The sequence below is a fragment of the Streptomyces sp. NPDC002676 genome, assembly GCF_053592455.1.
The window spans coordinates 27,809-40,216 of the sequence record NZ_JBSFVT010000030.1 but is presented as its reverse complement, the minus strand read 5'-3'; the positions used below and the strand labels follow the sequence as shown (position 1 = coordinate 40,216).

2 protein-coding genes are annotated in these 12,408 nt (G+C 73.9%); both read right to left on the bottom strand.

The window, feature by feature from the left end; all coding sequences use genetic code 11:
- Positions 1-61 precede the first annotated feature (61 nt).
- Positions 62-277, bottom strand: a complete 216-nt coding sequence (locus tag ACWD3E_RS39930; protein ID WP_451392393.1) for a hypothetical protein — start codon at positions 275-277, stop codon at positions 62-64.
- Positions 274-12,372, bottom strand: coding sequence for an SDR family NAD(P)-dependent oxidoreductase (locus ACWD3E_RS39925; protein WP_451392392.1), 12,099 nt, complete (start codon positions 12,370-12,372; stop codon positions 274-276). Before ACWD3E_RS39925 ends, ACWD3E_RS39930 begins: the two co-directional genes overlap by 4 nt.
- Between the last annotated feature and the right edge of the window lie 36 nt (positions 12,373-12,408).

Sequence of the window (12,408 nt, the reverse complement as noted above, 5' to 3'; positions counted from 1 at the left end):
CGCTCGATTTCCTTGAGCGACTCGCGCAGTGCCTGCACCAGCCTGGCTTCGGTGTCCTTGCTCATCGCATGTCACTCCACCCGGAGTCATGCGCGTAGTCGTCGGTCTCGACCGGTACGGCGATCCACGGCATCCACCAGCTGCCCAGGCCCGCGAGGGCCTGCCAGAACGCGGACAGGAGAAGCCAGTCCCAGCGGGACGGCTCGGGCCGCGGCCGGGTGCCCGTGCCCGCCGTGCGCGGGACGGGAATCCGTACCGTGGGGATCCGGTCGGTCATCGCGTGCCACCCTCACCCAACGCCGCCGCGATCAGTTCTTCGGTGTCCATCGTGTCGATCAACTCCTTCCGGCTCGGCCGGGCATCAGGCACCGGCGCGACGAGGGTTCGGTGCAGGTGGTCGGTGAGCGCCGCGGGAGTCGGGTGGTCGAACACGGCCGTGGCCGGCAGCGGCACATCGGTCAGCGGCGCGAGGGCGTTGCGCAGTTCGATCGCGGTGAGCGAGTCGACGCCCAGGTCGCGGAAGGTGCGGTCCTCGTCGAGGGGCTGCCCTTCGGCGTGGCCGAGCACCGCCAGCAGCTTGCGGCTCACCAGGTCCAGCACGCGTTGCCGCTGCTCGTCCTGGTCGAGGCCGGCCAGTTCGTGCCGTAGCCGGACCGCGTCGTCCTGGTGGCTCGGCCGGGCGGGCGTCGCGCGCAGTGTCACCGCGGTCACCTGTGCGCGTGGCGCGGTCAGGGCGGCGTCGAACATCGCCAGGCCGTCGGACTCGGAGATCGCCGCGAACCCTCGGTCGCGCAGCCGCGCCAGATCCGTCTGGCTCAGGTGCTCGGTCATGCCGCTCCGGCCCGCCCACAGCCCCCAGGCGATGGACACCGCGGGCAGACCGGCCGCCCGGCGATGCGCGGCCAGGCCGTCGAGGAACGCGTTCGCCGCGGCATAGTTGGCCTGGCCCGCCGAACCGAGCGTGCCGGCCACCGAGGAGAACAGTACGAACGCGGTGAGGTCCAGGTCTCGCGTCGCCTCGTGCAGGTACCAGGCGGCGTCCGCCTTGGCCGCGAGCACCCCTGCCAGCCGCTCGGGCGTCAGCGACCCCAGCACTCCGTCGTCGAGTACGCCGGCCGCGTGCACCACCGCGGTCAAGTCGGGGGTCACCAGGCCGGTCACCGCGGCCCGGTCGGAGACGTCGCAGGCCACGATGTCGACGGTCGCGCCCAGCTCGGTCAGCTCGGCCCAAAGTGCGGGCGCTTCCGGTGCGGCCGGCCCGCGCCTGCCGGCCAGCACCAGCCGCCGGACGCCGTACGCCACCACCAGGTGCCGGGCGATCAGGGCGCCGAGACCGCCGGTGCCGCCGGTGATCAGCACCTTGCTGTCCGGTCCGAAGGGGGGCTCGCCTGCCGAGGACTGCGACAGTGGGGTCAATTGGGGCGTGTGCGGTACGCCCGAGCGGATCAGCAGTTGTGGCTGGTCCGTCGCCAGGGCCGCGGGCAGGTCCAGTTCGTCGTCGGTGTCCACCAGCACGAAGCGGCCGGGCTGTTCGGCCTGTGCGGACCGCACCAGGCCCCACACCGCCGCGCCGGCCAGGTCCGACACGTCCTCGCCCGGCAGGCCGACCGCGCCTCGGGTCACGATCACCAGCCGCTTCGACGTCGGGGCGGTCAGCGCGTCCAGCACCGTTTGCGTCGCCGCGTGTACCGAGGAGATCACGTCTGCGGCGGCCGGGAAGGCGTCCAGCACCGCGACGTCTGTGTTCGGGGTGGAGGTGGGCTCGGAGGTCAGCGGGGTCCAGGCCAGTTCTCGTAGCCGGGCCGTCGACGCGGTCATCGGCCGCAGGCGCACCGATCCGGCGGTCAGCACCGGGCGGCCGGCCCGGTCGTACACCGCGACCGACACGGCGTCCGGACCCGTCGGGGACAGCCGGACCCGCAGGCCGTCCGCCCCGGCCCGGTGCAGCACCACGTACTCCCAGGCGAACGGGACGTCCGTGCCACCACGGCCGGTGGCCACCAGCCACGCCTGCAACGCCGCGTCCAGCAGGGCCGGGTGGAGGCCGTAGCCGGTCGTGTCGGCGTCGGCCGCGACCTCGGCGAGTACGTCGTCGCCGTCGCGCCACAGCGCGCGCAGCCCGCGGAAGGCCGGGCCGTAGTCGTATCCCTGGTCCGCCAGCCCGTCGTACGCCCCATCCGGGTCGATCGGTACGGCGCCGGCGGGCGGCCAGGCCTGCAGCTCCGGAGGGTCTTCCAGGTCCGCTGTGGTCAACGTTGCCCTGGCGTGCACCGTCCATTCCGCTCCCGGCTCGTCGGGGCGGGCCGAGAGCACCAGCTCGCCGGTCGGGTGGGCGACCGCCTGGACGGTCAGGCGGCCTTGCCCGGGCAGCACCAGCGGAGCCTGGATCACCAGCTCGCGCACCGTGTTCGCGCGGATGTCGACGCCGGCATGCAGGGCCAGTTCGGTGAAGAGGGTGCCGGGTGCCAGCACCTGGCCGGCCACCGCGTGGTCGGCCAGCCAGCCGGGCGCGTTCCGGGAGACCGAGCCGGAGAAGATCACCGTGCCGTTGTCCGGCAGTTCCATGCGGGCGGTCAGGACGGGGTGGTCCGCCGCGACGAAGCCCAGTCCTGTGGCTGCGACCGGCGGTTCCGGCCGCAGCCAGTAGCGCCGGCGGTCGAACGCGTAGGTGGGCAGCTCCGTGAAGGGGCCGGACGGCTCGCCGAACACCGCCCGCCAGTCCACGGGCAGGCCCCGCGCGGACAGCTCGCCGAGCGCGGGCAGCAGGGTGGCCAGTTCGGGCAGGTCGCGGCGGAGCAGCGGCAGCGCGACCACCTTGGTGGGGATGCTCTGCGCCGCCAGTGTGGCCAGCGCGCGCCCCGGCCCGAGCTCGACGAAGGTCCGCGCGCCCAGCTCCGCCAGGGCGTTCACGCAGGGCAGGAACCGTACGGTCCCCCTGGCGTGCCGCAGCCAGTAGTCGGCCGAGCGCAGGTCGCCTTCGGCGGCCGGTCCGCCGGTGACGTTGGACATGATCGGGATCGTCGGCGGGTGATAGGTGACCTCCTGGGCCACCTTGGCGAACTCGCCGAGCAGGCCGTCGAGTTCGGCCGAGTGGAAGGCGTGCCGGTTGCGCAGCTTGATCGAGCGCCGTCCTCGCTCGCGCCAGCGTTCGACGACCCGGTCGACCGCCTCCGGCGTCCCGGAGATCACCGTGGCGTCCGGCGCGTTGACGGCTGCGATCGACACGCCTGGCTCCAGGGTGGGCTCGATCTCGTCGGCGCCCGCCAGGATCTGCACCATGCTGCCGGGCGGCAGGGCGCCCATGGCACGGCCGCGCGCGACGATCAGCCTGGCGGCGTCGGGCAGGGACAGGACCCCGGCCACGTGCGCGGCGGCCAGTTCGCCGAAGGAGTGGCCGAGCAGGTAGTCCGGTCGCAGCCCGAAGGATTCGACGAGGCGGAACAGCGCAACCTCGATGGCGAACAGCGCGGGCTGGGTGTACTCGGTCCGGTCCTGGAGGATGGCCGCGTCCGGCGTGCCCTTCTCGGCGAACAGCAGGTCGGCCAGCGGCCGGTCCAGGTGTGCGTCGAGTTCGGCGAGCACCTCGTCGAGCGCGGCGGCGTACGCCGGGAACTCGGCGTACAGGCTCGCGCCCATGGTCGCGTACTGGCTGCCGTGGCCGGGGAAGAGGAACACGACCGGTCCGGTCACCGCCTCCGCCGGTTCGGCCGGTTGGGCCGTTTGGGCCGGATCGGCTTGGGCGGCCTTGGCCAGCCCGTCGAGCAGCTCGGCGCGGTCCGCGCCCGTGACGACCGCCCGGTGACCGAACCGCGAGCGGGTCGCCACCAGTGCGGAGGCCACGGCCGCCGGGTCGAGGTTCTCGTCCGCCCGCAGGTGGGCCAGTAGCCGGGCGGCCTGGCCGCGCAGTGCCGGCTCGGTGCGCGCGGACAGCACCCACGGCAGCACCGGCCAGTTCCGTTCCGTGGCGGGCGGTTCCGGCTGCGCGGGCGGCTGTTCGAGGATCACGTGGGCGTTGGTGCCGGAGATGCCGAACGCCGACACCCCCGCCCGGCGAGGTCGCCCGGTCCGCGGCCAGTCGGCCGGCTCGGTCGCCAGCGCGACGGCACCGCCCGACCAGTCCACCGCGGACGTCGGCGGGTCGGCGTGCAGCGTCGGCGGCACCATGCCGTGGTGGATCGCGCCGATCATCTTGATGATGCCGGCCATGCCCGCCGCGGCCTGGGTGTGCCCGAGGTTCGACTTGACCGAGCCGAGCAGCAGCGGCCGGTCGGCGGGGCGGCCCTGGCCGTACGTCGCCAGGATCGCCTCTGCCTCGATGGGATCGCCCAGCCGCGTGCCGGTGCCGTGCGCCTCCAGCACGTCGACGTCCGCGGTGGACAGGCCGGCGGCTGCGAGGGCGGCGCGAATCACGCGTTGCTGGGACGGGCCGTTCGGCGCGGTCAGCCCGTTGGAGGCGCCGTCCTGGTTCACCGCGCTGCCGCGGACCACCGCGAGCACCCGGTGCCCGCGCTCCCGGGCCCGTGACAGCCGCTCCAGCACCAGGACGCCCGCGCCCTCGCTCCAGCCGGTTCCGTCGGCCGCCGCGGAGAACGACTTGCACCGGCCGTCGCCGGCCAGTCCGCCCTGCTTGGCGAACTCCACGAACACCCTCGGCGTGGCGATCACCGTGGCGGCGCCGACCAGCGCCAGGTCGCACTCGTCGGACCGCAGCGAGCGCGCGGCCAGGTGCACCGCGACCAGCGACGAGGAGCAGGCCGTGTCCACGGTGACCGCGGGCCCCTCCAGGCCGAGCGCGTACGCGACCCGGCCGGAGGCGACGCTGCCCTGGCTGCCGATCAGCCGGTAGCCCTCCACTCCGGCCGCGGCGTCGTCGGCACCCGCGCCGTACTCCTGGGCCATGATTCCGGCGAACACACCGGTCCGGCTGCCGGCCAGCGACTCCGGGTCGATGCCGGCGCGCTCCACCGCCTCCCAGGACACCTCCAGGAGCAGCCGCTGCTGCGGGTCCATCGCGGCGGCCTCGTGCGGGTTGATGCCGAAGAACGCGGCGTCGAACGCGCCCGCGTCGTCGAGGAATCCGCCCTGCCGCATGGACAGTCCGCTCACCTGCCAGCCGCGGTCGGCCGGGAAGTCGCCGATCGCGTCGCGGCGCTCGACCACGGCGTCCCACAGGTCCGCGGGCGAGTCGATACCGCCGGGGAAACGGCAGCTCATGCCCACCACGACGATCGGGTCGGTCTCGTCCACCACGGCCGCGGGCTGCTCGTCCGCGGGTTCGGTGCGTCCGGCGGTCCGGTCGCGCAGGTAGCCGGCCAGTGCGGCAGGCGTGGGGTAGTCGAAGACCACGGCCGCGGGCAGCGCCATGCCGGTGGCCGTCTTGAGCCGGTTGCGCAGCTCGACGGCCAGCAGCGAGTCGAAGCCGAGCTCCCGGAAGTTGCGGTCCGGATCGATCTGCTCGCCGCCGTCGCGTCCCAGCACGAGCGCGGTCTCGGTCCTGGTCAGCGCGAGCAGGTCCGTGGGCCCGGTTCCGGGCTCGGCGGCGGGCTGCGCCTGCGGCCGGGTCGGCACCAAGTCCCGTAGTACCGCAGGCAGTTCGCCGATGTCGGCGGACAGCTGGAGCGCCGGGCGGTCGACCGGCATCGCGATGACGTGCGGCCGGTGCTGCGCGAGGGCCGCGTCGAACAGGGCCAGTCCGGCGTCGACCGGCAGTTCGGTCAGGCCGCGCCGCCTGAGCCGGACAAGGTCTGCGTCGCGCAGCTGCCCGCCCATGCCGGTGACGCGGTCCCACAGCCCCCAGCCGATGGACAGCGTGGGCAGCCCGTGCCCGTGCCGGTACGCGGCCAGCGCGTCGAGGAAGGCGTTGGCGGCCCCGTAGTTGGCCTGTCCCGGACCGCCGCACACGCCGAGCACCGAGGAGAACAGCACGAGCGTGGCGCCGGTGTGTGCGGTGGCTTCGTGCAGGTACCAGGCGGCGTCGGCCTTGGGACGCAGTACGTTGTCCATCCGGTCCGGGGTCAGCGAGTCGAGTACGCCGTCGTCGAGCACCCCGGCCGCGTGGATCACCGTGGTCAGCTCCGGCGTCACCAGGCGGGCGAGCGCGGCACGGTCGGTGACGTCGCACCGCACCACCTGCGCCGTCGCCCCCAGCTCGGCCAGCTCGGCGACCAGTTCCGCGGCGCCCGGCGCGTCCGGGCCCTGGCGCGAGGCGAGCACCAGCCGCCGTACGCCATGCTGCGTCACCAGATGGCGTGCCAGTGCCGAACCGAGTCCACCGGTGCCGCCGGTGATCAGGGTCGGCCCGGCCGGGTCGAACCCGCCCGAGGGGACCGAGGGGGTGGCCGGCACCGGCGCCAGCCGGGCCGCGTGCAGGACGCCGGACCGGATCATCACCTGCGGTTCGCCGCTCGCCACGACGGTGGCGACGTCGACGGCCGTGTCGGTGTCCGCGTCGGTGTCCACCAGCACGAACCGGCCGGGCGCTTCGACCTGTGCCGCGCGCACCAGGCCCCAGACCGCGGCGGCGGCCGGATCGGGCGCGCCTTCGCCGGCCGGGTGCACCCCGCCATGGGTGACGATCAGCAGAGTGCTGTCCGCCGTGCGTTCGTCGGCCAGCCAGTCCTGGAGGGCGCCGAGCACCCGGTGGGTGGCGGCGTGGGTCCCGGCGACCATGTCCGGTACGGCTTCGTCCGAGCCGGATCCGCCGTCGAGCACCACGGCGTCCGGGATCGGGGCCGTCCGGTCCAGGTCGTCCCAGCCCACGACCGACACCGGGAGCGCACCCGGCCGGTCCAGCGGCTGCCAGGTCAGTTCCAGCAGGCGGTGGGCGGCGGACCGGCCCGCCCGGGACACCGCGGCCTGCTGCTCACGCGACAGCTGCCGCAGCACGATCGACCCGACGGTGCACACCGGCCGGCCGGAGTCGTCGTAGGCCGCGAGGGACAGCTCGTCCGGCCCGCTCGGCGTGATCACCACCCGCAGGGCGGTGGCGCCGGTCGCGAACAGCCGGACGTCGGACCAGGAGAACGGCAGCGCCACGCCGTGGTCGGCGACGGTGACCAGTGCCGCGTGCAACGCCGCGTCGAGCAGCGCCGGGTGCAGGCCGAACCCGGCCGGATCCGCGCCGTCGGGCAGCGCGACCTCGGCGAACACCTCGTCGCCCCGGCGCCACACCGCGCGCAGACCACGGAACGCCGGTCCGTAGCCGTAGCCGCGCTCGGCCAGCCGCTGGTAGGCGTCCTCCAGGCCTACCGTGGTCGCCTCGGCGGGCGGCCATTCGGCCAGGCGCGGGTCGGCCGTCTCCCCGGCATCCAGCTCCTCGGCGGCCGACTCGCCCCGCGCGTGCCTGACCCACTCGCCGTCGGTGCGGGAATGGATCGCGATCTCGCCGTCGTGGTCCGCGACCACCTGGATGGCCGCGCCGCCCTGCTCCGGCAGCACGAGCGGGGTCTGGATCACCAGTTCCCGCAGGAACGTGCGGCCGACCTCGGCGCCCGCGCGCAGGGCCAGTTCGACGAATGCCGTGGCCGGGAGCAGCGTCGCGCCCGCGGCCGTGTGGTCGGCCAGCCAGCCGTGCGTGGCGAGCGACAGCCGTCCGGTCAGCAGCGCCGCGTGCGTGTCCGGCAGCTCGGCCACGGCGCCGACCAGCGCATGGTCCGCGGAGGTCAGGCCCAGCCCGGTCACGTCCGTGTACGGCTTCGGTTCCAGCCAGTACCGCTTGCGGTCGAACGCGTACGTGGGCAGCAGCACCCGGCGGGCATCGCCGAACACCGAGTCCCACACCACCTCGCCGCCGCGCACGTACCGCTGCGCGGCGGCGGTCAGCAGCCGCGCCGGGCCGCCGTCGTCGCGACGCAGCGAGCCGGTCACGACGACGGCGCGGCCCTCCCGCTCGGCGGTCTGTTCGATGTGGATGCCCAGCGCCGGATGCGGGGCGCACTCCACGAAGTGCGTGAACCCGTCGGCGAGCAAAGCCTCGACGACCGGCTGGAAGGCCACCGGCTGCCGGCAGTTCCGGTACCAGTACGCGGGCGTCAGGTCCTCCCCCGCGATGGCCGCCCCGGTCACCGTCGAGTAGACCGGCACCGCGGCGCCGGAGGGGCGGACGAACGAGACCAGGTCGGCGAACTGGTCCTCCAGCGGATCGACGAGCGAGGAGTGCGAGGCGAACGGCGTGACGATCCGGGCCGGCACCCCGGTCGCGCGCAGCTCGGCGATGAACGCGTCCAGCGTGTCCGTCGGCCCGGCCACCGTCGTCCCGTTCGGGCCGTTGACGCCCGCGAGCTCCAGGCCGGGGAGCAGCCGCCCCGCCACCACGCTTTCCGGGGCGCCGACCGAGACGATCGCGCCGGGGAGCTGCTCGGCGATCAGCTTCGACCGGGCCACGATGAGCCGGCATGCGTCGTCGAGCGAGAGCGCACCGGCGACGCAGGCGGCTGCGATCTCCCCCTGCGAGGTGCCCACGACGGCGTCGGGCCGCACGCCGAGCGAACTCCACAGTTCGGCCAGCGACACCAGCACCGCGAACAGCGCGGGCTGCACGATGTCGACGCGCGACAGCCAGGAGCCGTCGGTGGCCTCCCGGACCGTGTCCAGCAGCGACCAGTCCACCAGCGGGTCGATGATCCGCGCGCAGTCGGTCATCTTCGCGGCGAACACCGGGGCGGAGTCGAGCAGTTCGGCGGCCATCCCCAGCCACTGGATGCCGTGCCCGGGAAAGACGAACGCGGTCTTCCCGGGGTTGTCCTCGGCCTGGCCGTAGGTCACGTTCGCGGCGGGCAGGCCGGCGGCCACCGCCGACAGCCCGGCGGCCAGCTCGGCGGAGTCCGTGCCGACGACCACCGCGCGGTGCGGGAAGCGCGACCGCGTGGTGGCCAGCGATCGGCCGATGCCGGCGACGTCGTACCCGTCGGCGTACTCGTCGGCGTACTCGTCGGCGTACTCGTCGGCGTACTCGTCGGCGTACGCGTCGGCGTGCTCTGTGGCGTGCGTGAGCAAGCGCCGTGCCTGACCGCGCAGCGCTTCCTCGGTCTTCGCCGACAGCACCCACGGCACGGCGGGCCAGGGCGGTTCACCCTGTGGTGAGCTCGCATGGGCGGGTGCCTGTTCAAGGATGACGTGTGCGTTGGTCCCGGAAATGCCGAAGGACGACACCGCGGCTCGGCGTGGGCGTCCGGTATCCGGCCAGCCTTGCCGGCTCGTCGACAGTTCCACCGCGCCGGACGACCAGTCGACATGCGGGCTCGGCTCGTCCACGTGCAAGGTCGCGGGCACCAAGCCCCGCTGCATCGCCGCGACCATCTTGATCATCCCTGCCACGCCCGCGGCTGCCTGCGTGTGACCGATGTTCGACTTCAACGACCCCAGCAGCACCGGCCGATCGGCAGACCGGTCCTGGCCGTACGTCGCCAGCACCGCCTGCGCCTCGATCGGATCACCCAGCACCGTGCCCGTGCCATGCGCCTCCACCACATCCACGTCCACGGCGGACAGCCCGGCGTCGGCGAGCGCCGCCCGGATCACCCGCTGCTGCGACGGGCCGTTCGGCGCCGTCAGCCCGTTGGAGGCACCGTCCTGGTTCACCGCACTGCCGCGCACCAACGCCAGCACCTCATGCCCGCGGCGCCGCGCGTCCGACAGACGCTCCAGTACGACGACGCCTACGCCCTCGGCCCAGGCCGTACCGTCCGCCGCGGCTGCGAAGGACTTGCACCGCGCGTCCGGCGACAGACCGCGCTGGCGGGCGAATTCGAGGAAGACACGCGGCGTCGCCATGACGGTCGCGCCGCCGGCCAGGACCAGGTCCGACTCCCCCGACCGCAAGGACTGGCACGCCAGATGCACCGCGACCAACGACGACGAACACGCCGTGTCGACGGTCACCGCCGGACCCTCCAGGCCCAGCGTGTACGCCACCCGGCCGGAGGCGACGCTCGACAGGCCGCCGGTGATCCGGTAGCCCTCGACGGATTCGCTGGAGTCCCAGCCGTACATGCCCACAAACGCGCCGGTCCGGCTGCCGGCCAGCGACTGCGGGTCGATACCCGCGTTCTCCAGCGCCTCCCAGGTGACTTCGAGCAGCAGCCGCTGCTGCGGGTCCATCGCGAGCGCCTCACCGGGACTGATGCCGAAGAACCCGGCATCGAACCCCGCGACGTCGGTGAGAAAGCCGCCCTCGCGGACGTACGTCGTGCCGACGCGGTCCGGATCGGGGTCGTAGAGGCCCTCCAGGTCCCAGCCCCGGTCGGTGGGGAACGCGGAGATCACGTCACGTCCGCCGGCCGCGACGTCCCACAGGTCGGCCGCCGAGGCGATGCCGCCGGGATAGCGGCAGCCGATGCCCACGATCGCGATCGGGTCGTCGTCGGTGGGTTCCGTGGTCCGGGCCGGCCGCAAGTGGTCGTCAGCCGGCGGATCGCCAGCCGTCAGGTCTTGTGCCGGCTGATCGTCCGCCAGGTGGACGTCGGCGGTGTCGTCGGCGGTGTCCTCGGCCAGGTGTGCGGCCAGCGCGGCCGGCGTCGGATAGTCGAAGATCGCGGTCGCGTCGACGCGCTTGCCGAGCGCCACCGACAGCCGCTCGGCCAGTTCGATCGCGCTGAGCGAGCCGAAGCCGAGCTCCTGGAAACTGCGCTCGTACGGTACGGCGTCGACGTCGTGGTGCCCCAGCTGGGCGGCGATCTCGGCTCGGACGACGCCGATCAGGTCGCCGCCGGGCGCGGACGCGGGCACCGTACTCGCCTGTCGACCGGCGTCGGCGGTCGGCCGGTCGAACGCGTAGGTGGGCAGGTCCACCAGGCGCGCCCCGGCGCCGGCGAACACGGCGGACCAGTCCACCTCCTCGCCGGCCACGAACTCACGGGCCATCGCCACCAGCGGTTCCGCGGCCGGTCCGACCACCGCCAGTCCGGCCACCGCCGACCCGTCCCCATCGGCCACCTCCCGCAACCCGGACTCCAGTTCGAGCCGGTCGCGGCCGAAGACGACCGCGCGGACCGGGAACGGCGTCCGGGTGGTCGCCAGCGAGAACCCGACGTCCACCGGGTCGGACGCGACGGCCTGGTCCAGCAGCCGCCGGGCCTGCCCGCGCAGGGCGTCCCGGGTCTGCGCCGACAGCACCCACGGCACCACCGGCAGGCCCGACGGCGCGGGCAGGCCCGGAACCGGTGGTGCCTCGGCGAGCACCACGTGGCAGTTCGTGCCGCCGAGGCCGAAGGAGCTGACGCCGGCCACGGCCGGGCTGCCGGGCCACTGCCGGGCCTGCGTGTTCACCCGAAGGTTCAACTCGGCCAACGCAATGGCCGGGTTGGGCTCGGCGAAGTGCAGACTCGCGGGCACCTGCCGGTTCTGCAGGCTCAGTACGGTCTTGAGCAGGCCGGCGATCCCGGCCGCCGCGTCCAGATGGCCGATGTTGGTTTTGACGGACCCGACGAGCAACGGTGTCGTCCGGGTCGCGACCGTGCCCAGGGCAGCACCGAGGCCGGCCGCCTCGATCGGGTCGCCCACGGCGGTACCGGTTCCGTGCAGTTCGACGTACTGGACCGCACCGGGGTCGACCCCGGCCTGGCCGTACGCCCGCTCGAACAGAGCCTGCTGCGCCGTGGCGCTGGGCAGCGTCAGCCCCTTCGTACGGCCGTCGTTGTTCACCGCGCTGCCGACGATGACCGCAGCGATGCGGTCACCGTCGGCGAGCGCGTCGGCCAGCCGTTTCAGTACGACGAGGCCGCCGCCTTCGCCGCGTACGAACCCGTTGGCGCGACTGTCGAACACGTGGCACCGGCCGTCCGGGGACAGCACGCCCATCTCGGCCAGGCCGCTGTGGGCGTCCGGGGTCACCATCAGGCTGGCCCCGCCCGCGATGGCCAGGTCGCACTCACCCGTCCGCAGCGACTGCACCGCCAGGTGCACCGCGACCAGCGACGAGGACTGCCCGGTGTCCACGGTGAGGCTCGGGCCGTGCAGGCCCAAGGCGTGGGACAACCGGTTGGCCGCCATGGCTCGTTGTCGCCCGACGAAGGTGTAGTGGTCGAGCGTGGACGCCGGCTCGGTCTCCCCCGGCGCGGCCACGAACACGCCCGTCTGCGTGCCGGCCAGCCGGGCCGCGGTCAGCCGGGCGTGTTCGAACGCCTCCCAGCCCAGCTCCAGTATCAGCCGCTGGTGCGGGTCCATGGCGGCGGCCTCCCGCGGCAGGATGCCGAAGAAGCCCGCGTCGAATCCGGAGATGTCGTCGAGGAACGCGCCGGGGCGCGCGATCATCCGGTCCGGGGGCGGATCGGTGACCGCGTCGGTGCCCGAGGCGAGCAGCCGCCAGAACTCGGCCGGTCCGTTCGCCCGGGGCAGCCGGGCGGCCAGGCCGACGATCGCGAACCCGTCTGTCATGATGCAACTCCTCGACGAAATCCCGGATGACGACGC

Bases quoted from the DNA above. Each gene is read 5' to 3' on its own strand.
- ACWD3E_RS39930 (WP_451392393.1), bottom strand. From the start codon at position 277: ATGACCGACCGGATCCCCACGGTACGGATTCCCGTCCCGCGCACGGCG.
- ACWD3E_RS39925 (WP_451392392.1), bottom strand. From the start codon at position 12,372: ATGACAGACGGGTTCGCGATCGTCGGCCTGGCCGCCCGGCTGCCCCGG.